Raw genomic sequence first — 25,837 nt, 5'->3', positions numbered from 1 at the left:
TTTTCATTCCGGCTCGGCCTGCATTTGCACCATGGCCTGCCTGACGATCCCGTAGGCATGCTGCAACGGCAGCAATGCCATCGGCAATCCCTGCGGCCCGAGCCTGGCAGATTCTGTCTCGCTGCACACCGCAACCAGTTTCATCGCTCCCATGATCCTGGCCCCGCCCTTCAGACGGTGCACATAGTCGAGAAAACGGGCCAGTTCACCCCCCTCTGCGGCTTGCTGCAGGCCCAGCAGATCATCGTCGCTGGCTCGCATAAACTCATGCAACAAGGGCAACATCAGCGCAGGCTGATTGCCGGTCAATGGTCCGAGACACTGCTTGATCTCCTGCACACAGCGCTCGATTTCCCGCTGCTCCTCATGCTGCATGTGGCGACACAGGCAGCGCTCCAGCTCTTCCAGCCCTACCGGCTTGAACAGGCAGTCGTCCATGCCAGCAGTCAGCCCCTCGCTCACCTGCTCCTGGCGGGCATCCGCCGTCAACCCCAGGATGAGGCAACGATGCGTACCCCGGCTCAGCTCCAGAGCCCGATACTGGCGGGTCAGTTCAAAGCCGCTCATGCCAGGCATGTTGAAGTCGGTGATCATCACGTCAAAGGGTGAGTTGGCAAACAGTGCCAGCGCCTCGCGCCCCGACTCGGCGGCGGTGGCATCATGCCCGAGGTATGCCAGTTGCTGGCTGACCAACAGCCGGTTGGTGGGGTGATCGTCCACTATCATGACCCGCAGTCGCCGGTGATGCCCTGTCATCGTGCCCAATGCCACGGGCGTAACTGATTCGACGGCGCTCGCCAGCGGCACTTTCATCTCGATGCTGATGCACGTGCCGTGTCCAAGCTCGCTCTCCAGCAGCAGCGAGCCTCCCATCGACTCGCACAGCGAGCGAGAGATCATCAGTCCGAGACCGGTCCCGGAGCGCTGGATGTGCTCGGGCTGCCTGGCCTGACCAAAAGGCTGAAACAGCCTGGCTTGCTCCGCAGGCGCAATCCCTATGCCCGTATCCCGGATCACCAGTTGCAAGGTACACCAGCCGTCGCTGGTTTTTGATTGCAACTCGACCCGCACCGATCCCTGCTCGGTGTACTTGATGGCATTGCTGATGAGATTGGAGAGGATCTGCTTGTAGCAGATGCCATCTATCTGTACCCAGCGGGGCTCGCCGGCGGCGAGTTCCAGTTGCAGGCTCTTTTGTCTGGCCAGCGCAGTGAATACGGTGACCACCGAGGCCGTCAGCGCCGTGATTTCATGGGGCTCCGGCCTCAGTTCAAGCCGGCCGGACTCGATCTTGGATATGTCCAGAATATCGCCAATCAGGCTCAGCAGATCCCTGGCCGAACCATGGGCGATGGAGAGTGAGGTCTTATCCTCATCATGCAATCGATCGCGGCGCAGGGTCAGTTCCAGCAAACCTATGATGGCATTCATGGGCGTGCGGATCTCGTGGCTCATGGTGGCCAGAAAGGTCGACTTGGCACGATTGGCCTCCTGGGCATCCTGACTGGCCAGAGCCAGCTCTTCGAGCAGCCGCAGCCGCTCGCTCACGTCGATCCAACCACCGATTCCCCCCTGAACATTTCCCTCCAGGTCATAGTAGGGCTGTACCCAGTGATAAACGGCCACGGACCCCGTCGCCATGGAGAGGCGATGATCCCCCTGCCTGGCACAGCGTACCGTACGCGCGGCACTCAAATCCTCGAACAGGGGAGCCAGAAAAGGCCAGCGCTGCACATCGTCCGCCATGGTGGAGCCCAACAGACGGCTCTTCTCCTCGCCAAAGAAGCTGGCATAAGTGCTGTTGCAGAGCACCAGCCGATCCTCTCGATCTCTGGCATAGATGGGATGGGGTGTGCCGTCCACCAGATCTTCGATGAACTTGAGCTGGGCACTCAAAGCCATCTCGGCTGCCCGGCGCTGGCGCACCTGTTTGTGCAAAGAGAGGCCCCATAGGCCGATCCAGATGGTCAGCAGCATGATCAAGGCAATGATGCCGCCAAATTCCCGTACCAGCTCCTGCCAGGTGATGGCCTCCTGCTGGGTACTGACACGCCAGCGATTGGAGAGTCCCTCCAGCTCATCCGGCGGAATGATGGCAATCACCCGATCCAGAATGTCGCGCAACATATGCTGCTTGGGCGAAACGGCAAACGCCGCCCCGATCGGGATGGAGTCGAACAACTCTCCCGTAATGAGCAGACTGTCCGGAAACTTGCTGTTGATGTAGTACTTGGCGACCCGCAACGGCAACACGGTCACGTCGCAGGTCTCGGTCGCCACGCAGCGCAGCGCATCTTCGATCCGTTCGAACTTTCTGCTGGTCAGCTTGCCATACTCGTCCTCTATCGCCTGCTCGGAGATGAAGTCCTTGATAATGGCGACCGTACCGGTCTTGAGCAGCGTCTCCGGTGCCGTCGCCTCATGGCGGACCCCCACCACATAGGCCAGCGGGTCGAGCACAAAGGCACGGCTGAACAGGTAACGACTGCGACGCTCTTCCGATGGGCTCAACACCGCGATGTCCACCTGCCCACCATCCAGCAACTGCAACATCTGCCCTGGCGTCTTGACCGGCACCACCTCTATTTCCACCCCCAGCTTCGCTCGCAACACCTGCAGCAAATCGGCCACCACCCCGTGCAAGGTGTCATTGATGTCGAGAAAACTCAGCGGCGGCACCCCGCTGTTGACGGCCATCCGGATTTTTTTCTGCTGACCCAGCCAGGCCCACTGCTCGCTGGTCAGCTCGACCTTGCTGGCCCCGATAGAGAGGCCGCCGCCATTCCAGCGTTTGGCAATTTCCTCCCGCTTGCCTTCCAGAATTTCATCCAGCGCAATATTGATGATTTTTTTAAGCCGCTGATTTTTTCTTTCCAGCGAAAACGAAAAACCATGGGTGTCTATATAAAGAGGTTTCAGTAATTGAATGCTGTCTTGATAAAATTTATTGACGATGAAGTTCCCGGAAATCATGTCCAGCATGACGGCATCGACCTGGCCATATGCAACCGAAGAAAGTGCGCTATAACGAGAGGAATACATTTTTATCTGAACCTTGGGCAGGTAGCGCATCACATCCAGCGCCGGCAGATAATACTCCGGGACGGCCACCGTTCTTATATCACGCTCCTTTACGTGTATATTTTTATATATGGCCGGATCATCCGGCATATATTTATCGGTCAACAATAATTGCTGCTCTTCTTCATAGGCATTGGAGGTGCTCAGCAGATCGACCTCTCCCCGCTTGAGCGCAGCAATGGCCGCGGCGCGAGACGGCAGATTCTTTACGACGATCTCGACACGCAACAGATGACTCAGCATGCCGACAATGTCGGCGGTGACGCCTTCGTAAGCATTGGCACGCAGGGTGATGTCCATCGGAGGATTGTCGGGCATGGGGACCCCGAGCACCAACCGGCCACGATTTCTCAACCACAGCCAATCTTCCGCATGCAGCGGCAGAGTCTGCTTCTCGAGGTACTCGCTGTCATTGCGCGCATAGACATGCAGAAAGGGCGCCGCCAGCTCATGAGCCGAAGCCCATGAAGCGCAGCAACAGAACAGCAGAGCTGCAAGCCAATGCCTCATGGTCACAGCAACTCTTGGCGCTTGGCCAGGCTGATCAGATCAACCATGGTGGTGACATTGAGCTTTTGCATCAGCCGACTCTTGTAGGTGCTGACTGTCTTCTCGCTGAGCAGCATGCTCTCTGCAATCTGCTTGTTGGTGTGCCCCTGGCATATCTGCAACAAGACGCTCATTTCTCTATCCGAGAGCGCCGACAAGAGATCTTTCCGATCGACTTCATGGGCATTCTTAGCGCCAGCAATCACATCGCGAGGGAAATAAAGCTGACCTTTCCCTACCTTTACCAGCACTGTTTTCAGCAAGGAAAGGTCATCCAGCTTGGATATGAAACCGTTGGCACCGGCTTGCAGACAACGCACCATAATATGATGCGTAGCTTGTGCCGACAATATGACCACCTTGATATCAGCATCCATCTCTTTCAGTCTTTTGATCACCTCAATGCCGTCCAGCCTGGGAATTCCGATATCCAGCACGACCATATCAGGCTGATATTTCCGCGCCATCGAAACTGCATCAACACCATTATCAACTTCGGCAACAATATGATGATCATCCTGCTGCAGCAGGATATTTACAGCCATTCTGATGGCGGGGTGATCATCTACTACCAATATTTTTGCCATATACTTTCCTGTCATTACTCCATTTGATTCAACGTATATTAACTACAAAGTCGGCACGTGTACCATATGGCGCTTGAATATTAATGATATGTTACGTAGTTCAAATAACGACTCCTCTCTTCGCACCTAATTCATTTTTATCTGATATTTTTATTTATGCTCATCAAATACTTACAGAGCTATATATTCTTTTGAATCTCCATTTTTCCTTGTACTCATTCCCGCACGGCAACTCCTCCCATCCTCCCCCGCCAGAGAGACACGCCATCTAGATAAGAAAAGCACCAAAACTCTTAAAAATCAAAATCATAAGAGAAACAAAAAACCCTGATAAGGGAATGGACAAGGCTTATTTTAAGTTGCAGACAACAACCATCTTTTAGGACTTTTCCTACACAGCATTCCATCGATCCGAGCAGGTCCGTCCAGTATCTTTGCCGGCGAAAAGATGAGCTGATTGACGAAACATTACCCTTCGGCGATCGGCAAGATTGCTTGGACAAACCCGTCCGGCAAGGTGGAAAGGGAATGCACCCTGGGTGCGTGAAATCAAACGGGTGGCAAATGCCCCCATCAGGAAATGTGTAGGAAATATCAAGATGAAAAAGACTCTGATTGCGCTGACTGTTGCAGGACTGGGCTTCGCTGCCGCCGCTCAGGCCGCTGTAGAAGCAAAATCCGTTGCCACCTGGAAGGCAACCGCCAAAAAGGACACCGAGTCGGCGCTGGTTGTCACGCCGCTCGACAGCCTCTCTTTCCAATACGCGGAAGGGATCAAGGGTTTCAACACCGTGAACGGCCTGTTCGACGTTGCCATCAAGGGTGATGCCAGCGCCACCGACTTCACGCTGAAGGCCAAGAAGCTGAGCGGCACCCTGAACCACCTGAGCGGCGGCTCCACCGTCGACGTCGGCGTGCTGTGGCAAGGTGCTCCCGTCAGCACCACCGCCTATACCACGCTGATCGATACCGCTGCCGGCATCACGGGCGGCAACCTCTCTCCGCTGGCCAGCAGCTTCAAGGATGACACCCAGCGCAGCACCGCCCAGGGCTCGTTCACCTTCAACATCGAAAGCGCGACCGTCAACGGCACTGAAGCGGCTTTCGAGACCCTGCCGGATGGCCTGTGGAGTGGGGAAGTCAACGTCGAGTTCGTTGCCAACTGGTCCTAATTGCCGCGACGCATAGTATTTGGGGCCCTGCGGGGCCCTTTGCAATCACAGGAGTTCCCATGAACCTGAAAATGCTGATGGCATGGATGCTGTTTATTCCCGGGGTCAGCCAGGCCATCAACGTTGGTTCCGTCACCACCTTCATCGATGCAGGCAACCAGGATGTAGCCAAGGAGATCGAGAATGGCAGTGCTCAAGCCAGGCTGGTCACCATCTCCATCAGCCGCATCTCTTCACCCGAAGAGGGTGGCCAGGAGATCCCGATGGAAGTGGCCGGCGAGCTGATGCTCTCGCCCAGCCGACTGATGCTGCCCGCCCATGCCAAGAACAACGTGCGTTTCTTTTACAAGGGACTGCAGGATGGCAAGGAGCGCTACTACCGCATCCGCTGGCTGGACACCGCCCTGTCGATGGACGACCAGAGCAACAATCGCCGCCAGGCGGTTGCCACCACCTCTGCCCAGATAGGCACCATTCTGGTGGTCACGCCACGCCAGCAGCACTTCGCCTACAACCTGCAAAACGGAATGTTGAGCAATCAGGGGAATGCCTCTTACCGCACCGTGGCCTACGGCCCCTGTCTGGACCGCAAGGCACAGGCGCAGTGCAAAGAGACCTACTACGACCTGCCCGGCAAGCAGCGCCGCTTCAAGAAAGTCGATTTGCAGGATCCGCAAAGTCATCTTGGCCTCTGGCTGGGTCAGGAATTCGTCGTCGTCAAATAACCCGTTTGTGCTGGTACTGCCTTCACCACCCGGTCGAGTGGCGGTGTTGTTTTGCCGAAATCTGAAACCATGGTGCGTGATATGTTGAAGAAAACCTGCTTGTTGCCGCTCTCATTGCTGATGGTGGTCTCCGCCTCGGCCAACAGCGCGGCGCCACTCAAGATCGCCAACGTCATCATTCCGGCCAGTTTTGCCCAGGCTCTGGCAGAAGGGCTGGCTGTTCCCGTTCGTCTGCAGTACACGGATGAAAAAAACCGGCTCGACACCCTGACCGATAACCCGATCGGCAATGCCACCCTGCTGCTGCAGGACGGCAAGCTGCATCTGCTGCACATCGATTTTGGTGCTGGCCAGCAGCAAGGTCTGCTCAACGACCAGCTGACCACCATGCTCGCTAGCGAAGAGAAACGCACGTTTTCTGCCGAGGGCAGCTTGCAGATAGATGCCAACGCCAGCATGCAGCTTGACCTGGTGGCCATGTTGCTGACGATTCGGGTTTCACGCGATGCATTCGGCCAGGCGAGGCAGCCGGACAACCGGGTGACCTTGACCCCGACCGTTGACGCCCTGACCGGGGTGCATCGCTACAATCTGGGCTACTCCTTCAACAGCAATCCGCAAAACGGTCACAGCGACTCCAACTTCCTGCAACTGGACAGTACCGTCGGGATGGGCGCCCATCACATGGCGCTGGACGCCTCCCTCTACAACCTAGGGGAGCCAGAACAGAGCGGTGACATCTATCGTGCCATGTACGAGCGGGATCTTGACGATCGCCGCATCGCGGCCGGCATGGCCTCGACCTGGGATCTGCAGACGCTGGGGGTGGTGACCGGCCTGAGTACTGGCCGCATTTATGGGGCATCGTACGGCAACCAGGCCCAGTCACGTAAACAGAAAGCCGACGCGTCCACCACCCCGGTACAAGTCTTCATGCCTGCCAATGGCGAGGTCAGGGTGTACCGTGAGGATCGCCTGATCAGCCTGCAGAACCTGGCCATCGGCAACCAGAATATCGACACCTCGGCGTTCCCCAGTGGCGTCTACAACGTCACGGTCGAAGTCTATGTCGATGGACGGCTGACCAGCACCACGACCCAGCGCGTCACCAAACTGGGCGGTAGTCTGGGCTTTACTCAGGAGTGGGGATGGCAATGGTGGGGAGGCATGATGGAAGGCGCCCAGAACAACGGTGATTCACCGCTGCTGGGAGTATCACTGGCACGTTCGCTGGATACTCTGGAACTGGCCACCACAACCTATGCCTTCAAGGATGCTGCGGTAGGCGAAGCGCGTGCAAACTGGCAGGCAACCGATCGTGTCAGTGCCCAGTTGCAAACCATGCTGGCCTCCGACCAATCGTGGCGATTCGCATCCAGCCTTGCCCTGCAGGCCCATGACAATGCCTCTCTTTGGCTCAGCCAGGAGAAGCTCGAGACCGGCAGCGCCCTGACAGTAAGCAACGCCGAACTCTACTCTGCCGGCATCACGCTCAATCTGGGTGGCTGGGTCAGCGGTCTCGGCCAGCTCACCTTCAACACCTTGCACGACCGCCAGATGAACAGCGATCGCAGTTATGCCGATTACTACCAGCACCTTTATGCCGGCAAATACGGCAACCTGTCGCTGCGCGCCAGCCTGCAGAGCGACAGCGGCACGCTCAACGGATTCAACAACAAGAGCATCACGCTGGATTACTCGATCCCGTTCGACAACCTGTTCAGCTTTGGCATGAGCAGCAACGAGCAGGGCCAGACCACGGCCAACCTCAACTACCAGAAACGCATGGACGGTGTCATCAATCTGGCCTCGTTCAATGCCTCGCGCATGATGCACGGCAGTGATGAACACAATATGGCGCTCTCCGGCACTCTCGGGTTCGAGAACAGGGTCATCGGCGGCACCATGACACTGGGCCGCAGCCATGGTGGCGACATGAATGGCAACCTGATTGCGCGCGGCGCCCTGGTCACTACCGAGGACTCACTGGTCGCCTCTAGCCGCAACTCCTCGGGGTCCGGCTTGATCATCAATACCGGGATCGATCGCGAAGGACAGATGCTCGCCAAGGTCAACGGACAGGATTACCCCCTGCATGGCGAGCAGACCTTCCTCGCCCTCCCCCCTTACGGGGAGTACGAGATAGAGCTGCTCAACAGCAAGCGGGGCAAGGACAGCTACGACATCAATACCGGCAAGCAGCGCTACACCCTGTTTCCCGGCAACGTGGCCACCCTGGATGCGAGCAGCACCATCAAGGAGATGGTGACTGTCTTCGGCATACTCAGGGCAGAAGACGGCTCCTTGCTGGCCAATGCCCGCATCGACAACCATATCGGCACCACGGTGACCAACGAGGAGGGTGAATTCTCGCTGGATGTGGATAAAACCAATCCCATGCTGACTTTCCGCCAGGGGAATGACTTCTGTGAAGCCGAGCTCGATCTTGAAAAACACAGCGGCGCCGCCTGGGTAGGCATTATTACCTGCCAGGGGCTGCCCACCTATGCCATGGTGAGAGAGTACTGATGATGAATCCCGCATATAAATGGCTGTTGGCGATGGTAATTGCCACCAGCTGGGCCTCGCAGGCCAGTGCCGCAGTAATAAAATATAATTTGGTCGACGCTGATCTGCGCCATTTTCTGTTTATTGAAAACCAGGAAGACCACAATTTATTCATTACACCAACCGATTATCTGGACCCTCGCCTGACGGGCGGCAACGCATGGACAACTGACTCCAGGCAGGTCAGTTTGGCATATGCAGACAATGGTCATAACTACACAGTGACCAACTACAACATCGATATGTGGGAAAACGGCCCAGTTAAATATCCATATATCAATCAGCGTTGCATAAAAAGCTGGGCTGGGTGTGATCCACAGACAGCAGAAGCGATGAATAAACCCGCCTCAGTAAATGAAACTGGATTTTTCGGATTGATGAAAGCCGCCACCGGATATGCCCATGCAAAATTGAGCTCCGCTTTCTTTGACTATCTTCGCACCATGCCTGCCGGGGGCATTTTGAATAGAGAAATGAATCTTTGCATGACCACCAGAATCTATGATGCCGCTGCCGGGGAACGCTGTATCAATCAGGATAGTGGGACCTGGTACGTCAAGCGGACCCAGCATAAAAAAGCGGGACACCTACGTTTCATACAAACCAATGCGATCAGTGAAGTGATCGTCGACAGCAATGGGGCTCCCTATGTGCTGCCCGGTTCACAAGGTTGTGAGAATTATCGGCTGGGTACACGAGATGGAGTGCTGTGCCGCTTTCTGGACTACGACTTCAATCAAGATGGCAGCCAGTCATTTTCAGACCCGTATATTTATACCAACATCAAAAATGCGGCACTCAACAGCGCCATTGTTGGCGGTGATGTACAGATGAGTGCCAATCTGACCAACTGGGCTCTTAAAGGTGCGGATTACAATGTCAGCTATCTTAGAGGACAATCGTCCATTTATCTTTTTCTATCAAGCAACTTTTTCAAACAAGTGGTCAGGTTGGGATTACAAGAACAGCTCACCAGAAATTTGATTAACTTTAATATGCGAAATATCAAAGCGCCGGAAAGTGGATTCTATGAATTCAGCGGCACCACCGAGATCATCATAAAACCACGGGACTTCAGTGTTTCCATTCTATCCTCGGAGGGGGTGAGCAATCCCTACCGAGAAGGCAATGTGGGCAAGGATATATTGAGTTTCTCTTACAATATCTCGGATAGTGGGCCCATCAGTGCAGACATGCTTGAGATTACTGTTTCACAAGATATCGGGGCTCCGTATCAAGGTCTCTGCACTTTTTACCCCGTAGGGCAGGCTGTTCCCGAACAGGCAGTACCTATACCGACTAGATTGGTATTTGATTCGACCAACCATGGGACAGCCTCCCGACATGCGGTCCGCTGTGATCAGACGCCGCTGGATATTCGCACCTTGGGGATTCAGGACAGCCAGCCTCCACAGGAATGGAATGACCCCGTCAGCGGCAAAGGCATTACCCGATTCTACAAGCTGGCGCTGGAATTCGATCTGACCGATCCCATGGTGCAACGCACCATTGGCAACGACCTGTGGGAAGGGGAAGTACAACAAAGCGGTACCATTACCATCAAAGGGACTTGGCGCTGACCATGAAGAACGACATGCATCGCATTCTCTGGCTCTTGCTGGCCGGCACGCTGAGCTCACAGGCCATGGCCATCGACATCGGCGCCATGACGATTGCCATGGCACCGAACGAAGAGTTCATCGCCCGGACCGTCACCAACAACAGTGGCTCGCCCAAGGTCTACGAAGTGCAGATGGAAAAAATCAGCAATCCCACGGCCACGGGAACAAGCGTTCCGACGGTGCCTGGCGAGCTGCTGTTCGCCCCCAAGCGCTTCACCCTGCACGCCAAGCGCATGCAGAACGTCAAGCTCTACTACAAGGGGCCGGCGGATGGTCAGGAGCGTTACTATCGCATCACTTTCACCGAGTCACCGGCGGCCCAGCTTGATGAAAGTGGCCAGGCCAGGCGCCGTGGTGCGTTGGAGATGAAACTCGCGCTGCAATCGACCCTGGTGGTGCGCCCGCGCCAGGTGCATTTTCAATACCAGCTGGATCCGGCAAGGAGCAGCATCACCAATACCGGTAACACCTACTTCGAATTCATGGTGAAACGGGGATGTCTGCAGGCGGACAGCGAGGCCGACAGCAAATACCTGCTGCCCGGCGAAACCTACCAGAACCCAAGGATCGGCCAGGCAGGCAACCAGAAGCTCATCGTCTACCAATCCCGGTTCATCCGGGTTGGCAAGGATTGCTGGCCTGACTAGCCGCTCGCGAGCGGGCGACCGGGATTGAGCTGTGACCCGACCATCAGGATGACAACGTGGCCAGCCGGGCGGCGAAGCCCATAAAGAAGAGGCCGATAAGGCCATTGCCGAGTTTGGCGAGGCGTACCTTGCGCGCAAAGAAGCGGGCCATCAGGGTGCCGCCGAAGATCAGCAGGGTCAGATAGACGAAGCTCATGGCCTCCAGCATGCTCGCCAGCACCAGGTAGGAGACCCAGGTGTGGGCGTAGTTGAAGTCGACAAACTGCACGAAGAAGGATACGTAGAACAGGATCGCCTTGGGGTTGGTGAGGCTCAAGGTGAGCGCCTTGGAGAAGTAGCGCTCGCCGTGCTCGACCACGGGCGCCTGCCCTTCCCGCCTGGCGATGAAGTTGGCGTGCAGGATCTTCACCCCCAGATAGAGCAGATAGAGGGCCCCCAGGTAGCGCACCAGGGTAAACAGCAGCGGGGTGGTGCGAATGAGGGAGGCGATGCCCAGATAGGCGCAGAAGATCAGGATGGCGTCGCCGACGAAGACCCCGAGGGCCGCCTGGTAGCCCGGGCCAACGCCGCGGCTCGCCCCGGTGCGCAGCACATAAATCGAGTTGGGACCCGGCGCTATGATGATGAAAAACAGTCCGACCAAATAAGTCCAGACGTTGATGACTCCCAGGCTCTCAAACATGGTGCGCCCCCCAAGACTTGGAGAACAGCCCGGTCAGGCAGGTCCAGACATTGATGACTCCCAGGCTTTCGAACATGTTCCCTCCATGGCGGGTATGCGACGACGAGGTTTCTATACTAATCCGCCGCCCGCCGAGCACAAGTGCCGATCCGTGATCGGTTGCCCCATTCTCTCACTGCTCTCTTCCTGCCCCACTTTGTGGTGTCCAGACGCGTCGGGATCAGGCATGTTAAGCCATACCCAGACTCACAGAACCCGCCCTCATGGAAAAGAGCCTCAGTACCGATCAGCCACTCGCCGCCACTACCGCGCACGACGCCTTGAATCGCACCACCTATCCGGTGATCGCCGCCATCAGCTTCTCGCACCTGTTGAACGACATGATGCAGTCGGTGCTGCTGGCCATCTATCCGCTGCTCAAGCTCGGCCTCAACCTGTCGTTCGCCCAGATCGGCCTCATCACCCTCACCTACCAGTTCACGGGTTCCTTGTTGCAGCCGCTGATCGGCCTCTACACCGACCGCCGGCCCATGCCCTATTCATTGCCGTTCGGCATGGGCTTTACGATGATCGGCTTGCTGTCGTTGTCGCAGGCGGCCAGCTTTGGCGCCGTGCTGCTGTCGGCCATGCTGATCGGCATCGGCTCGTCGGTGTTCCACCCGGAATCTTCCCGGGTCGCCCGCATGGCGGCCGGCAGTCAACCTGGGCTGGCCCAATCGCTGTTCCAGATCGGCGGCAACCTGGGATCAGCCATAGGCCCGCTGCTCGCCGCGCTGATCATAGTGCCGCAGGGCCAGGGCAGCGCGGCCTGGTTCTCGCTGTTTGCGCTGGTCGGCGTCATCGTGCTCAGCCTGGTCGGGCGCTGGTCCAGCCACCACGCCGCCAACTTCCATAAACGGATGAAGGCGCACCTCGGCCATGGCCTGAGCCGTCGCCAGATCGGCTGGTCGCTGGCCATCCTCGGCCTGCTGATGTTCTCCAAATTCTTCTACATGGCCAGCCTGAGCAGCTATTACACCTTCTACCTGATGGACAAGTTCAGCCTGTCGCTGGACAGCGCCCAGCTCTATCTGTTCGCCTTCCTGTTTGCCGTCGCGGCAGGTACCGTCCTCGGCGGGCCGATCGGTGACCGCATCGGCCGCAAGCGGGTGATCTGGATCTCCATCCTCGGCGTCGCCCCCTTCACCCTGCTGCTGCCCCATGTCGACCTGTTCTGGACCTCGGTGCTCTCGGTCATCATCGGCCTGATCCTGGCCTCGGCCTTCTCTGCCATCCTGGTCTACGCCCAGGAGCTGGTCCCCGGCAAGGTCAGCACCATCTCCGGCCTGTTCTTCGGCTTCGCCTTCGGCATGGGGGGCATAGGGGCGGCCCTGCTGGGCCAGCTGGCCGATGCCACCAGCATCGAAACCGTGTACCAGGTCTGCTCCTACTTGCCGCTCATCGGCTTGCTGACTGCGTTCTTGCCAACCCTTAGAAAGGGATAGCGGGCCACCCCGCGAGGGATGTAACCCATAAAAAACGCGGCCTGAGCGGCCGCGTCTGAAGTGGATGAGAACGAGGGTAGGTCAGCAATACTGGCCAGCGACCCAGCCGCCGGGGCTACAGCCCCACTGGAAGTTGCCCCCCAAAGGCCGCTATCGCGCTCATCGACGATATAGAAGCAGCCTCCATCAGCAGTACTGGCCAGCCACCCAGCCGGAAGACCAGGCCCACTGGAAGTTGTAGCCACCGAGCCAGCCGGTCACGTCCACCACTTCGCCGATAAAGTAGAGACCGGCCACCTTGCGCGCCTCCATGGTCTTGGAGGAGAGCTCGTTGGTATCCACCCCCCCCAGGGTCACCTCGGCGGTGCGATAACCCTCGGTGCCGTTGGGCAGGATCTGCCAATCCCCCAGCAGAGTGGCTACCGCCTCCAGCTCCCGCTCGTTGTACTGGCGCATCGGCTTGCTGACCAGCTGGCCCAGCTCCACCAGCTTGTCGACGAAGCGCTTGGGTAGCTCGCGCCCCAGCACGGTTTTCAACTCCTGCGCCGGATGGGCCTGGGCCCACTCCCTGAGGGTGGCGGCGATGTCGAGCTCCGGCAGCAGGTTGATGTGGATCTTCTCCCCCGCCAGCCAGAAGGAGGAGATCTGCAGGATGGCCGGGCCGGAGAGACCGCGATGGGTGAACAGCATGGCCTCCTTGAAACAGGTGCCATCCTCGGCGGTCACCGCCACCGGCAGGCTGACCCCGGCCAGATCGGCGAACGCCTCTTTCTCGGCCTGATGCAGGGTAAAGGGCACCAGTCCGGCGCGGGTTGGCAGCACCTTGAGGCCGAACTGCTCCGCCAGCTTGAAGCCGTAGGGGGTGGCGCCAAGTTTCGGCATGGAGAGGCCGCCGGTGGCCACCACCAGCGAGTGGCAGCTGATCTCCCCCTGACTGGTGGTCAGCACGAAGCCCTCGTCACTCTTGCTGACGGTGAGGATCTCGGTCTGGAACTGCAGGGCCACGCCGGCCCAGTCGCACTCGGTCAGCAGGATGTCGACGATCTCCTTGGCGCTCTCGTCACAGAACAGCTGGCCCAGGGTCTTCTCGTGATAGCTCAGGCCGTGCCGGTCCACCAGATCGATGAAATCCTGCTGGGTGTAGCGCGCCAGCGCCGACTTGCAGAAGTGGGGGTTGGCAGAGAGGAAGGCGTGGGGGCCGGCCTGATGGTTGGTGAAGTTGCAGCGGCCGCCGCCGCTGATGAGGATCTTGCGGCCCGGCTTCTTGGCGTTGTCGAGCACCAGCACGGAGCGGCCCCGATAACCGGCCTGGGCCGCACACATCAATCCGGCCGCCCCGGCGCCGATCACCACCACATCAAACTGCTTCATCATCACTCACTCATCAAAAGAAAAACGGCCCCTTTATACGAAGACCGTCATTGTATCCGGCAAAAACCAGCACCGCGGTTTCATGGCTGCCGCAATAGAAAACGGCCCCTGTTGAGAGGGGCCGTCATTGTACTGGCTGAACACTAAGTGTCCACGACTATCAGGCGTTGCCATCCATGATGCTGGCAGGAGCGCCCTTGGCCAGCTCGGCCAGCTCCTTGTCGATGAAGTAGAGGCCCTTGCCGTCTTCCCCCACCAGCGACAGGCGATCGACGATGCTCTTGAACAGCTTCTCCTCTTCATGCTGCTCGGCCACGTACCACTGCAGGAAGTTGAAGGTGGAGTAGTCCTGGGTGGTGAACGCCACGTGGGCCAGGCCGTTGATGCACTTGGTGATGTGGTATTCGTGCTCGAGGGTGGTGCGGAAGATGTCGCCCAGCGACTTGAACTCGTGGGGAGGGGCATCGATGGCACCCAGCAGCGGCATGGCACCGGTCTCGCTCACGTAGGTGAACAGGCGCTCCATGTGCTGACGCTCCTCGACGGCGTGCTGGCGCAGGAAGTTGGCCGCCCCCTCGAAGCCCTTGTCCTCGCACCAGGCGCTCATCTGCAGGTAGAGGTTGGAGGAATAGAATTCAAGATTAATCTGCTCGTTCAACTTCTCGATCATGGCTTTGGCCAACATGATGATTCTCCACTGTGATTTGGTCACGATTGTCGCCACAGTTTCGTTATGAAGCAACCAGATACCGCTGCCCGAGCTCTCAGTTGTGACAGCTTTTCGCCTCATCCTATCCCCCATACGGTTATAGAGAAGCAAAGAAACATGGTGTAGGTGGATTCAGCCATTATGATGGCGCCAGTGGTCGGGGAAAGGATTCAATGAGATTCATAATGGCACTGGCGCTGCTCTGGATGACCCAGCTGCAGGCCACTCCCTCCTTGCTGAAAGAGGCTGAACTGCAGGCGGCGCGCGATCCCGTCGGCTATCTGCAGCGCCTCGACGCCAACCCGCAGCAGGACATGGAGCAGTTTTACGCCAGAGCCCTGGCCCAGGCCGCGCTGGGGCGCTATCCGCAAGCCCTGCTCGACAACGCCCGTGCCCGCGGGCTGGCCAGTGCCCAGCAGGAGACCCTGCGCCTGCTCGACTTCCGCTTGCAGCAGATCGCCCTCACCCTGGATACCGAAGCGCCGGATCAGGCGCTCACCCTGCTGGAGCAGCTCAAACCCGCCGTCGCCGGCCATCCGCAGCAAACCTCCGAGTGGCACGCCCTGAACGGGCTCGCGCTCTATCGCACCCAGCAGCTCAGTGCGGCGATCGCCGAGCTCAAGACCGCCTTCCGCCTCAAGCAGACAATACCGGATTCCACCATCGCCAGCCTGCAGTGCGCCCGCCTGCTGATGACCCTAGGCAACCTCTACGCCGACCTCAATCTGGCGCGGGAGGCCGAAAGCTATTACCTGGAGGCGCTGCAGCGCATGGTGCAGCTGGACGAACCCAACAGCCAGATCATCATCCGAGCCAACATGGCGCGGCTCTATATCGATACCGATCGCCCCGCCCAGGCCAGACGGCTGCTGGACAATCTGCTGGCCAACCCGGCGCTGGCGCCGGACTACCGTGCCATCATCCTCGGCTATCAGGCCATGGCGCTCAATGCCGAGCGCGACTGGGCCGGTGCCCTGCGTGCTCTGGACGAGGCGCAGGCGCTCTATCAGCAACTGGGCTACCCGGAAGCCGGGGTGCGCCTGCTGGAGACCCGGGCCAGGGCGCTGCAGGGCAGCGGCGAGAAGCAGCTGGCGCTGCAACTGCTGACCAGCCAGGGGCCTGCCGGTGCCGGCAGCAAGGCCTTGCAGGCCAGCCTGCTGGCGGATCAGGGGCGCTACCCCGAGGCCTATCAGGCGCTCAGTGAATACGTGAACGACTACAAGCAGCACTTCAACCAGACCCTGAGCCAGCATGCCGCCGCCTTCCAGGCCGAGATGGATCTGGCCCGCAGCGAGGCCAGCAACCGGGTGCTGCAGCAGGAGAACGAGAACAAGCGCCAGCAGCTGCTGCATCAGCAGAGTGCCCGCCACTACCAGCTGGCCCTGGTCGGCCTGCTGGCCAGTGCCCTGCTGCTGCTGGGCGTCACCACCCACCGGCTGCACCGCAGCTCGCGCCACCTCTACAAGCTGGCCACCTTCGATCAGCTGACCGAGCTGCCCAATCGCCGCGCCCTGCTGGAACGGCTGGCTACCCAGTGGCAGCAAGAGGGCCCGCTCACCCTGCTGATCATCGACATCGATCACTTCAAGCAGATCAACGACCGTCACGGCCATCAGGCGGGAGACAGGGCCATTCAGCGGCTGGCGCGGGAGCTGAGATCCTGGGCACCCGACCTGCAGCTGGTCGGGCGCTGGGGCGGCGAGGAGTTTCTGGTAGCGGTGCCGCTGCCGGCGGCGGATTGCTGGTATCTGGCAGAGCAGCTACGCCAGCGCATCGGCCAGATCGACAAACCCCGCATGACCATTAGCATCGGGGTAGCCGGCCGCTCGGCCGCCGACGACGGGCTGGGCCAGCTCATCCACCGGGCCGACATGGCCATGTATCAGGCCAAGCGCCAGGGCCGCAACCAGACCATCCTGGCCGCAGAGCCGAGCAACCCGGAGCAGCCGGAGGCCCTGGCCAGCAGCGTGGCCTGACCTTCAGCCCCCTAGCTCAGGGCAGCAACTCGGTCAGCGAGGCCAGATCCACCGGTGCGCCGTAGTCGACACCCGGCAGCTCGAAGCCATTGAGCTGCATGAAGTCCTGGCGCAACCCGGCAAAATCCCCCAGCCCATGGAAGTTGTCCGGCGTAACCTTGGACCAGAGCGCCGAGACGGCGGCCTGAATGGCGGGGTCCAGTTCGTGGTCATCCATCCGGATCAGCCGGTTGCCGTCGGCCACCACCCCTTGCGGGCCGTACATCTTGGTGGCGAACAGCCGCTGCATCTGCTCGATGCAGCCCTCGTGCACGCCACGCTCCTTCATCACCCCCATCAGCAGTCCCAGATAGACCGGCAGCACCGGAATATAGGCGCTCGCCTTGGTCACCAGCGCCTTGCAGACCGATACCCAGGCGTGGCCGCCAAGCTCCGCCAGCTGCAGGTTGATGGTCTCGGCGGTGGCGTGCAGATGCTCCTTGGCATAACCGATGGTGCCGTCCCGATAGAGGGGGTAGGTCGATTCTGGGCCGATATAGGAGTAGGCCACGGTTTGCGCGCCGGGTGCGAGGCAATCCGCCTGCTGCAACGCCTGTAGCCAGAGCTGCCAGTCCTCGCCGCCCATCACGCTGACGGTGTCGCGGATCTCCTCCGGGGTGGCCGGATCCAGCGCCTGCTGCACCAAGGTGTCGTGTTCCAGATCCAGTCCCCAGCCGCTGAATGGCTGGCCGGTGGTCTTGAGCACGGAGCGCACTTGCGTGCCGTCAGGCAACACCCGGATGCCGCTCGCCAGCGAGTAGATCACCAGATCCACCTGCCCCAGCTGCTGGCGGATGGTGTCGATGGCCTGCTGGCGCATCCCGGTAGAAAAGGCATCCCCGAGCAGATTGATGGCGATACGGCCGGCCTGCTCCGCCTCCTTGCGAAACCAGATGTTGTTGTACCAGCCGGCGCTGCCCGGCCCCTTGTCGGAGGGGCCCCGCTCGAACGATACGCCGACGGTGTCGGCACCGGCCCCGAAGGTCAGGGCGATGCGCGACGCCAGCCCGAAGCCGGACGAGGCGCCCAGCACCAGCACCCGTTTCGGCCCGTTGAACGGGCCCGCCGCCCGGATCCGCTCGATCTGCTGCAGCACGGCGGCACGGCAGCCGATGGGATGACAGTTGCGGGCGACGCAGCCCTGGATCTGTGGGTGAATGATCATCAAGGAGTCTCCAAGGAATCAATACGATACGCAAAATGACAGTGCAGACCGACCCGCATCCAACCGGGATCCGGTGTTCAATGGCCGGCGACGGTCTGCCAAAGGAACTGGCTACAGCATAACCAAGCGAGACGGGATTACCTTGATGTCGGGCGGAATATCGGCGAGAAGGCGGCAGAAAAACAAAAGGGAGCGCGAGGCTCCCCAAAGCGGTATTCAGATGCTTTTTGTTGTTTTGTGTTCATTGCGAAGCACGGGCACATCCTATGCCTGTCACCGGCTGCGGGCAAGCCGGCGGGTGTGACCTGCTTCAAACTCCTGTTCGATTTATAGCCAGTTTATTGGCTGCTGTCGGCGGACAAGCTCCATAAGAAACTCGTTTAAATCCCAAAACTGTGCCGGGGACACCATTTTAGTTTCAGCAGACATTGGTATAGTGGACTCAGGATCAGTGAGGAGAACTCCCATGAATGGAACCTATTACAAACACATACTGGCCGCGATCGACCTGTCGGAAGACAACCGCAAGGTGATCGAGAAGGCGGTCGACCGTGCCCGCTCCAACGGCGCCAAGCTGTCGGTGATCCATGTCGATGTGGACCTCAAGGATCTCTACACCGAGATGATCGATATCGACATCGACAACGTGCAGGATCAGGTGATCGCCGAAGCGAAAGAGAAGCTGGAAGCCTTCCTGGCCTCGGTGGACTACCCCATCGAGAAGAAGCTGGTGATCTGCGGTGATTTGAGCGAGCGGGTCAACCAGGCGGTCAGGGATTACCAGATCGATCTGCTGGTGTGCGGCCATCGCCAGAGCTTCTGGAGCCTGCTCACCTCGAGCGCGCGCCAGCTGATGAATACCGTGCCCTGCGATCTGCTGGTCGTCCCCTTGCAGAAGTGATCAAACAGGCGTAGTTTCATTTGCCATGAATATGACCTCATTCAATCACAACTACTGGTGGTGCTGCTCTTAAACAGGCGGCACTGCTTTTCTATGTAAAATTTCCCAAAGAAAACACCGTGACCGCCGAGAGGCGGTCATTGTTTTCATCCCTTTGTCGCCTCCCGGCTCACCCAACTGGAGAGAGTGACATGCACAACCCCGTTATCCTGACCGGCGACCGTCCCACCGGCAAACTGCACATCGGCCACTATGTCGGCTCGCTGCGCCAGCGCGTCGAAGCCCAGCACCATTACCGCCAGTTCGTGATGATCGCCGATCTGCAGGCGCTGACCGACAATGGCCACAACCCGGCCAAGGTGACCGACCACGTGCTGGAGGTGATGGCCGACTACCTGGCCGCCGGCCTCGACCCGGCCAAGACCACCTTCTGCCTGCAGAGCGCCCTGCCCGCCCTCGCCGAGCTGACGACCTATTACCTCAACCTAGTCAGCGTCGCCCGGCTGGAACGCAACCCCACCGTCAAGGCGGAGATCCAGCAAAAAGGCTTCGAGCGCAGCCTGCCGGCCGGCTTCCTGATCTACCCGGTCAGCCAGGCCGCCGACATCACCGCCTTTCGCGCCACCCATGTGCCGGTGGGCGAGGATCAGCTGCCGATGCTGGAACAGACCAACGAGATAGTGCGCCGCTTCAATACCTTGGTGGGCAAAGAGGTGCTGACAGAGTGCCAGCCCATCCTGAGCGACACCGGCCGCCTGCCCGGCATCGACGGCAAGGCCAAGATGTCCAAGTCCCTCGGCAACACCATAGAGCTCGGCATGTCGGCGGAGGAGATCAAGCAGGCGGTGTTCGCCATGTACACCGACCCCAACCACCTCAAGGTGAGCGATCCGGGTCAGGTGGAGGGCAATACGGTGTTCGCCTATCTGGATGCCTTCCACCCCGACAAGGCGCTGGTGGCCGAGATGAAGGCCCACTACCAGCGCGGCGGGCTGGGCGACATGCGCTGCAAGCAGGTGCTGAACGACTGCCTGCAGACCCTGCTCGCCCCGATGCGGGAACGGCGCGAGGCGGCCATCGCCGACAAGCGCCAGCTGCTGCGCCTGTTGCAGCAGGGCACCGAGCAGGCGCGCGCCCTGACCGACGAGGTGCTGGCCGAGGTGAAGGGGGCGATGGGGCTCGACTACTTCGCCGGATTGAACTGATCCGCCCCGCGCTGCGCCGGGCTGCCGAGCGCATCCGCGCCGTAGCGCTCGAACGCCAGCCGGTGCAACAACCCCTTGAACCAGCCGATCGCCTCGTCATGGGCGGTGAGCGGGTGGCCCGCCATCAGATAGACGATGGGGATGTCGGGGTCCAGCTGGTGCAGCCGCAGCGGGTAGTAGCGGCAGAAGTGGCGCCCGATCATCTCGGGCACCACCACCAGATAGCGACCGGTGGCCATCAGCGGCGGCACCGCCATAAAGCTCGGTAATCGGACACCCAGTTCACGCTCCACCCCGAAGCGGGCCAGCCAGAGATCCACCATGGCCTGACTGTGGCCCCAGCTGGAGGTGTGGATGTGGGGCCGGCTGACCAGATCGTCCGGCCCCAGCACGTCCGGCAGTTCGCTGCCAAGGGGCGACAGACAGACCAGCGGGTTGTTGAACCAGGGCTCGCGCCACAGCCGGGGCGAGAGGTGGTTGGCATCGGCGAAGCCGATCACCAGATCCAGCTCCCCCTTCTCCAGCTCCCGCTCGTAGTCGCTGTCCGCCAGCTCGCACACCTCCAGCCGGCAGTGCGGGGCATGCCGGTGCAGCCGCTCCACCAGCGCCGGCACCAGACCGTGTTCCACCGAGCCCGGAGTGGCGATGCGAAAGATCCGCCGCGCACTGGCGGGGTCGAACCCCTTGGCCTGCCGCAACCCCTGCTCCAGCATGGCCAGCGCCTGACGCACCGGGCCGGCCAGCGCCTTGGCGCGCTCGGTCGGCATCATCTCGCGCCGGCTCATCACGAACAGGGGGTCATCCAGCGCCGTTCGCAGCCGCCCCAGCGCATGACTGACGGTGGACTGGGAGAGGTGCAGCCGCTCGGCGGCACGGGTGACGTTGCGCTCCTGCATCAGCATGTCGAACACGGTGAGCAGGTTGAGGTCGAGGCGGGAAAGGGGCATTTCCATCGATATTGGCCATGGTTGAATGACGACAATTCATTTTTGGCATAGTAGCAGATTGCATAGAATGCACAGGCGAATTACATCGGAGATTAAAATGCGTAGCTATCTGTTGTTGCTGGCGATTGGCCTGTTGTGGGGCTCCCAGTTCATTTTCATGCATCAGGCCGTGACCGAATTGCCCCCCATCATGGTGGCAGCGGGTCGCGCCTTGTGTGGCAGCCTGACCCTGGGTCTGCTCTGCCTGTTCATGCGTCTCAAGAGCGAGCACACCCCGTGGCGTACCTATATGCTGATCGCCCTGCTCGATGCCACCCTGCCTTTCATCATGGTGGCCTGGGGTCAACAGTATGTGGATAGCGCCATCGCCGCCGTGGTAATGGGTTGTATCCCGTTTGTCACCATCCTGATGGCACCCTTGTTGGTTTCCGGTGAAAAAATCACCAAGGGCGGTCTCGTCTCCGTGGTCATCGGCTTCGTCGGCGTGCTGGTGCTGTTCTGGCCGAAACTGGCCAGCGGCATGAATGCCGGCCTGCTCGGCGCCATGGCCATCCTGTTCGGTGCCAGCTGCTTCGCCATCGGCCTGCTGATGATCAAGCGCTTCGCCAAGGACCACCCGGTGGTCGTGGCACGCAACATCCTGATCTCTTCGGCCATCCAGCTGATGCTGGCCGCACCGTTCGTCACCGATCTGAGCGCGCTCACCATGCCGAGCCAGCATGCCGTCGGCGCCGTCGCGGTGCTCGGGGTGTTCTGTACCGGTCTGGTCTACTTCCTCTACATGGCGCTGATCCAGAAGGCGGGCCCGACCTTCGCCTCCTTCAGCAACTACCTGGTGCCGCTGTTCGGCGTCATGCTGGGTGCCCTGTTCCTCGGCGAACAGATCCAGTCCACCACCGGCGTGGCACTGGCCCTGATCCTGGGCTCGGTCGCCCTCAACCAGTGGGCCCAGCAGCGCCGCGTCCAGCGGGAGGCTGCCCTATGTCAGGCATCCTGACCACGCTCTGCGGCGGCCTGGTAGTGATCGCCGGTTGGCAGTATCGCCAGCGGCTGATGGGTCTGCTCGGACTGTTGATGGTGCTGCTGCCCTGGTTCTTCGACAGCAAGCTGCAAGCCATGCTGAGCTATGCGCTGAGTGCCTGACATCCATTTCTGAATGTGTGACGAGAGTGTATCTCTCCTGTTTTTGGGACCGTTTTTCAAAAAAACCTCCGATTTGTCCCTTCTACCGGCGCTCTGCGCCGGTTTTTTTATGCCTGCCTTGCCCCGTCCTGCCGCCCGTCACACCCGATAGCGATAACTCAGCCGCTCGTTCTTGCGCGGGCCGGTGATCTGCCAGCCGAGCAGAAAGCCGTCCCCGGTCGGCGTCAGCTCGGCGCTGTAGTGATCCTGGCCGCACAGGTGGGGCTCGGCGGTGAGCCAGCGACCATCCGCCTGAGGCAGCAGCTCGAACAGCACCACCGGCTGCTCGTAGCGCAGATGGGAGAGCCGGATCCCCCGCTCGCCACGCTGCCACCAGAAGCGGTTGTGCATGGTCAGCACCCGGCCATGGGGCGTGGTGTAGCGGCCCTGCTCGGCAAACAGCCAGCCACCCTGATGATCGGTCACCGTCACCTCCCCCTCGCCACTGCCGCACCAGTCGGTGGCGGAGCCTGCCCCGTTGCTTGCGGTAAAGGCAAATGCTCCGATCTGTGGCAACTGGCGCCATAAACGCTGGATCACGGCTTCCATCTCGGCCATCATAGCCCCCTTCAAAATTGACAACTGACGACAAATCAACCACATGAACTACTTGATAGGGGTTACCCTGCTCTGGTCATTCTCCTTCAGCCTGATCGGGGTCTACCTCGCCGGTCAGGTGGATGCCTACTTCTCGGTACTGACCCGCATCGTGCTCGCCAGCCTGGTGTTTCTGCCCTTTCTCAGACGGCGCTGGTTGCGCCCCGACCTGGTGGCCAAGCTGATGGCCCTCGGCGCCACCCAGCTCGGCATCATGTATCTGTTCTATTACCACTCCTTCCTGCTGCTGACGGTGCCGGAAGTGCTGGTGTTCACCATCTTCACCCCCATCTACGTCACCCTGATCCATGACCTGCTGGAGCGGCGCTTCAAGCCCACCTATCTGTGGGGAGCCTTGCTGGCGGTGCTGGGGGCGGCCGTCATCCGCTTCGACGGGCTGACCGAAAGCTACGTGCTGGGCTTCCTGGTGGTGCAGGGTGCCAACATTTGCTTCGCCATCGGCCAGGTCGGCTACAAGGTATTGCTGGCACGGGAGAAGGAGCAGCCCCCCCAGCTCGCCGTGTTCGGTTGCTTCTATCTGGGCGCCCTGGCCGTGGCTCTGCCCGCCTGGTGGCTACTGGGCACGCCGCAATACCCCACCAGTACCCTGCAGTGGGGCATTCTGTTGTGGCTGGGGATAGGTGCTTCCGGGCTTGGTTACTTCCTGTGGAACAAGGGGGCGACCCAGGTCAGCAGTGGAGTGCTGGCCATCATGAACAACGCCCTGATCCCGGCGGGTCTGCTGGTCAACCTGCTGCTGTGGGGCAAGGATACCGACCTGCTCAGGCTCACCCTGGGCGGCCTGCTGATGCTGGCCTCCCTCTGGGTATGCCAGCGTCATGGGGTAAGTGAGCGCTGACTAGAAATCAGCCGACGACGGTATTGTGCTCACGTCTGGCCTGACCGTGGCAGGTAGCCAGCCGGGCCAGCAGGTGATCGATCTGCTCGCCGGCCTGGCTCTGCACCAGGCCGATGCTGACGGTCACCGGTCGCTGCGGCAGCAGGCTGGCATCGGCGATCTCGAGCCGCAGCCGCTCGGCAATCTCGAGGCCGCTCAGCCGATCGGTCTGGGAGAGCATCAGGATGAAGCCGTCTTCGTCCCAGCGGGCGAAGGGATCTTCCCGCCGCAGCTCGTGACGCACGATGCGGGCCAGCTTGGCCAGCATGGCATCGCAGGCCACCTCGCCAAACAGCTGCTGGATCTTGGCCCTGTGGTCGACGCTGAATTGCAGCAGGCTGAAGCTGCCGCTCTCGCTGGCCAGCCGCTCATCGAGCAACAGCTCGAAGTGGCTGCGGCTCTCCAGCCCGGTGAGGGGATCGGTGCCGTGCCGCTCTTCCACCAGCAGTGCCTGTGAGTCGAGCAGACGCACCACCCCCAGCACCTGGCCGTGAACATCGCGCCTGGCCCGCTCTTCCAGCCGGACATAGTGGCCGTCGTGATGCAGGATGCGGTATTCGAGCCGGATCTGGGCCACCCGCCCGCTCTGGCAGGCGGTCAGCGCCTCCTGCAGGTTCCCCACGTCGTCGGGGTGCACCCGCTCCAGCCAGCCGAGATCGTCCAGACCGGCTTCGTTCAATCCCAGCAGCCGCAGACAGGAGAGATCCCGCTGCACGCCCTGCTGCGGGCTCCAGCTCCAGAGCCCTGCCTCCAGCAAGGCTATGGCATCCGCCATCAGCGCCAGATCAAACCGGGTAATTGCCTCCCTGAGGGGAGCCTTGAGCATGTCCATCGAGCGCCTCGACACCGAATCTGAAGACCTTCTCAATAAGTAACATTGGCTCTCGCGCCGAGCAACAGGGTCAGCTCGCTTTTCCTTGATAGCCGTTCATCAGGGCCTGCCAGTTCTCCGGTACGAAGTGAAAACTGGTATGCAACTGGGACTCCTTGTTGAAGGAGCGCAGCAACCGTTCCAGATTGGCCTGCTGCCAGTTGCCGGGAGAACGGATGGCGCCCTTGTCGAAGTCGATCACCCACACCTTGCCCTCCTTGTCGAGCAACAGGTTGTGGCTGTTGAGATCGGCGTGATAGACCCCGGCGTCGTGCAACCGGCGCACCGTCTGGCCCACCTTGTGCCACACCTCGCCGGCGATCGGCCCCTGCTTGAGCAGGGCGACCAGATCCTTGGCGCCACGGATGCGCTCGATCAGGATGTCAGCTCGATAGAAGGGACCCTGCTTGGCCATCCGGGCGGCAAACGGGCGCGGCACCGGCAATCCCTGGGCGCTCAACTTGGCCAGCAGCGTGTATTCGGCCATGGCCCGGCTCGATTCAACCCCTTCGAACCAGAAGCGATCCCGCACCACCTTGCCCACCATGCCACCGCGATAGTAGTGACGCAGCACCAGGTGGCGGGATTCATCCTTGACGAACCAGGTCACTCCGCGGCCGATGGAAGACCCCACCACCTGGCGATGTGTCTGCCACCAGGCCGGATCAAACAGCTCGGGAGAAGGGTCGCGAAACGCCCCTTCGGCGTACCAGCAGATCTGGTTGTGTTCGGTCTGAATTTGCATTTTTGGCGATTCCGGTCGGTCAGTCATGGCTACACAAGGCAAGGGCAGGCAACGGCAACACGGGCCTTATCAGGGGCACCGGCTGCCAGTCGTGCGCAATTTTACAATCCACGG

22 protein-coding genes are annotated in these 25,837 nt (G+C 60.1%); 12 read left to right on the top strand and 10 right to left on the bottom strand.

The features are described from left to right. Nucleotides 1–3 precede the first annotated feature (3 nt). Both QLG02_RS21735 and QLG02_RS21730 read right to left on the bottom strand, forming a co-directional pair. A complete protein-coding gene (locus QLG02_RS21735; RefSeq protein WP_282466088.1) occupies nucleotides 4–3,591 on the bottom strand; it encodes a transporter substrate-binding domain-containing protein in 3,588 nt (1,195 codons plus the stop codon). Nucleotides 3,592–3,593: 2 nt separating this feature from the next. Then, nucleotides 3,594–4,217, bottom strand: a complete 624-nt coding sequence (locus tag QLG02_RS21730; protein WP_017410528.1) for a response regulator transcription factor — start codon at nucleotides 4,215–4,217, stop codon at nucleotides 3,594–3,596. 599 nt (nucleotides 4,218–4,816) lie between these two features. Between QLG02_RS21730 and QLG02_RS21725 the strand changes: the two genes are divergently transcribed. From QLG02_RS21725 to QLG02_RS21705, 5 genes are all read left to right on the top strand, one after another. Further along, nucleotides 4,817–5,389 (top strand): common pilus major fimbrillin subunit EcpA, encoded by a 573-nt coding sequence (locus QLG02_RS21725; protein ID WP_043851709.1) that lies wholly within the window; start codon nucleotides 4,817–4,819, stop codon nucleotides 5,387–5,389. A 59-nt stretch (nucleotides 5,390–5,448) separates the two neighbouring features. Beyond that, the gene (locus QLG02_RS21720; RefSeq protein WP_282466087.1) at nucleotides 5,449–6,114 is read left to right on the top strand and encodes a hypothetical protein; all 666 of its coding nucleotides are present in this window, start codon (nucleotides 5,449–5,451) and stop codon (nucleotides 6,112–6,114) included. An 81-nt stretch (nucleotides 6,115–6,195) separates the two neighbouring features. Beyond that, nucleotides 6,196–8,643 carry a fimbrial biogenesis outer membrane usher protein gene (locus tag QLG02_RS21715; RefSeq protein WP_282466086.1) on the top strand — a complete coding sequence of 816 codons (2,448 nt, stop codon included), beginning with the start codon at nucleotides 6,196–6,198 and terminating at the stop codon, nucleotides 8,641–8,643. 2 nt (nucleotides 8,644–8,645) lie between these two features. Then, entirely contained in the window at nucleotides 8,646–10,262 is a 1,617-nt protein-coding gene (locus tag QLG02_RS21710) for a hypothetical protein (protein WP_282466095.1), read from the top strand. Between the two features lie 2 nt (nucleotides 10,263–10,264). After that, nucleotides 10,265–10,951: a fimbria/pilus periplasmic chaperone gene (locus QLG02_RS21705; RefSeq protein WP_282466085.1), complete on the top strand. Its 687-nt coding sequence runs from the start codon at nucleotides 10,265–10,267 to the stop codon at nucleotides 10,949–10,951. 43 nt (nucleotides 10,952–10,994) lie between these two features. Here QLG02_RS21705 and leuE read toward each other — a convergent pair whose 3' ends face one another. Next, complete coding sequence (leuE, locus tag QLG02_RS21700) at nucleotides 10,995–11,633, bottom strand: leucine efflux protein LeuE (RefSeq protein WP_241326445.1); 639 nt, start codon at nucleotides 11,631–11,633, stop codon at nucleotides 10,995–10,997. 263 nt (nucleotides 11,634–11,896) lie between these two features. Here leuE and QLG02_RS21695 point away from each other — a divergent pair, with 263 nt between their 5' ends. Beyond that, nucleotides 11,897–13,117, top strand: a complete 1,221-nt coding sequence (locus QLG02_RS21695; RefSeq protein ID WP_282466084.1) for an MFS transporter — start codon at nucleotides 11,897–11,899, stop codon at nucleotides 13,115–13,117. 186 nt (nucleotides 13,118–13,303) lie between these two features. Here QLG02_RS21695 and QLG02_RS21690 read toward each other — a convergent pair whose 3' ends face one another. Together QLG02_RS21690 and ftnA are read right to left on the bottom strand one after the other, a co-directional pair. Then, nucleotides 13,304–14,488: an NAD(P)/FAD-dependent oxidoreductase gene (locus QLG02_RS21690; RefSeq protein ID WP_026080422.1), complete on the bottom strand. Its 1,185-nt coding sequence runs from the start codon at nucleotides 14,486–14,488 to the stop codon at nucleotides 13,304–13,306. Nucleotides 14,489–14,648: 160 nt separating this feature from the next. Then, nucleotides 14,649–15,173: a non-heme ferritin gene (ftnA, locus tag QLG02_RS21685; protein ID WP_016348910.1), complete on the bottom strand. Its 525-nt coding sequence runs from the start codon at nucleotides 15,171–15,173 to the stop codon at nucleotides 14,649–14,651. A gap of 209 nt (nucleotides 15,174–15,382) precedes the next feature. Here ftnA and QLG02_RS21680 point away from each other — a divergent pair, with 209 nt between their 5' ends. Then, on the top strand, nucleotides 15,383–17,173 hold the full coding sequence (locus tag QLG02_RS21680) for a GGDEF domain-containing protein (RefSeq protein WP_257689826.1): 1,791 nt from the start codon (nucleotides 15,383–15,385) through the stop codon (nucleotides 17,171–17,173). A 16-nt stretch (nucleotides 17,174–17,189) separates the two neighbouring features. On the opposite strand, the gene fabV is transcribed toward QLG02_RS21680, so the two are convergent. Continuing rightward, complete coding sequence (fabV, locus tag QLG02_RS21675; RefSeq protein WP_282466083.1) at nucleotides 17,190–18,377, bottom strand: enoyl-ACP reductase FabV; 1,188 nt, start codon at nucleotides 18,375–18,377, stop codon at nucleotides 17,190–17,192. 466 nt (nucleotides 18,378–18,843) lie between these two features. On the opposite strand from fabV, the gene QLG02_RS21670 reads away from it, so the two are divergent. Both QLG02_RS21670 and trpS read left to right on the top strand, forming a co-directional pair. Beyond that, entirely contained in the window at nucleotides 18,844–19,278 is a 435-nt protein-coding gene (locus QLG02_RS21670; protein ID WP_010635648.1) for a universal stress protein, read from the top strand. A 191-nt stretch (nucleotides 19,279–19,469) separates the two neighbouring features. Next, nucleotides 19,470–20,483: a tryptophan--tRNA ligase gene (gene trpS / locus QLG02_RS21665; RefSeq protein ID WP_016348907.1), complete on the top strand. Its 1,014-nt coding sequence runs from the start codon at nucleotides 19,470–19,472 to the stop codon at nucleotides 20,481–20,483. Here trpS and QLG02_RS21660 read toward each other — a convergent pair. Continuing rightward, complete coding sequence (locus tag QLG02_RS21660) at nucleotides 20,462–21,436, bottom strand: LysR family transcriptional regulator (protein WP_269384692.1); 975 nt, start codon at nucleotides 21,434–21,436, stop codon at nucleotides 20,462–20,464. The two genes, trpS and QLG02_RS21660, sit on opposite strands and share 22 nt — an antisense overlap. Nucleotides 21,437–21,527: 91 nt before the next feature. Between QLG02_RS21660 and QLG02_RS21655 the strand changes: the two genes are divergently transcribed. Then, nucleotides 21,528–22,427 (top strand): EamA family transporter, encoded by a 900-nt coding sequence (locus tag QLG02_RS21655; protein ID WP_282466082.1) that lies wholly within the window; start codon nucleotides 21,528–21,530, stop codon nucleotides 22,425–22,427. After that, the gene (locus QLG02_RS21650) at nucleotides 22,412–22,573 is read left to right on the top strand and encodes a hypothetical protein (RefSeq protein WP_016348904.1); all 162 of its coding nucleotides are present in this window, start codon (nucleotides 22,412–22,414) and stop codon (nucleotides 22,571–22,573) included. The genes QLG02_RS21655 and QLG02_RS21650 overlap by 16 nt, the downstream gene beginning before the upstream one ends. 138 nt (nucleotides 22,574–22,711) lie before the next feature. Here QLG02_RS21650 and QLG02_RS21645 read toward each other — a convergent pair whose 3' ends face one another. Next, a complete protein-coding gene (locus QLG02_RS21645; RefSeq protein ID WP_282466081.1) occupies nucleotides 22,712–23,170 on the bottom strand; it encodes a DUF6314 family protein in 459 nt (152 codons plus the stop codon). Nucleotides 23,171–23,213: 43 nt separating this feature from the next. On the opposite strand from QLG02_RS21645, the gene QLG02_RS21640 reads away from it, so the two are divergent. Next, a complete protein-coding gene (locus QLG02_RS21640) occupies nucleotides 23,214–24,068 on the top strand; it encodes a carboxylate/amino acid/amine transporter (protein ID WP_039214096.1) in 855 nt (284 codons plus the stop codon). Nucleotides 24,069–24,075: 7 nt separating this feature from the next. Here QLG02_RS21640 and QLG02_RS21635 read toward each other — a convergent pair whose 3' ends face one another. Both QLG02_RS21635 and QLG02_RS21630 read right to left on the bottom strand, forming a co-directional pair. After that, nucleotides 24,076–24,939 carry a sensor domain-containing diguanylate cyclase gene (locus QLG02_RS21635; protein ID WP_044798709.1) on the bottom strand — a complete coding sequence of 288 codons (864 nt, stop codon included), beginning with the start codon at nucleotides 24,937–24,939 and terminating at the stop codon, nucleotides 24,076–24,078. A gap of 70 nt (nucleotides 24,940–25,009) precedes the next feature. After that, on the bottom strand, nucleotides 25,010–25,723 hold the full coding sequence (locus QLG02_RS21630; protein WP_011704082.1) for a 3-deoxy-D-manno-octulosonic acid kinase: 714 nt from the start codon (nucleotides 25,721–25,723) through the stop codon (nucleotides 25,010–25,012). Nucleotides 25,724–25,837 lie beyond the last annotated feature (114 nt).

The organism is Aeromonas sp. V90_14 (genome assembly GCF_029967615.1).
Lineage (GTDB): Bacteria > Pseudomonadota > Gammaproteobacteria > Enterobacterales > Aeromonadaceae > Aeromonas > Aeromonas hydrophila.
Note: the sequence above shows the minus strand (reverse complement) of the source record. Positions and strands in the feature narration are given on the sequence as shown.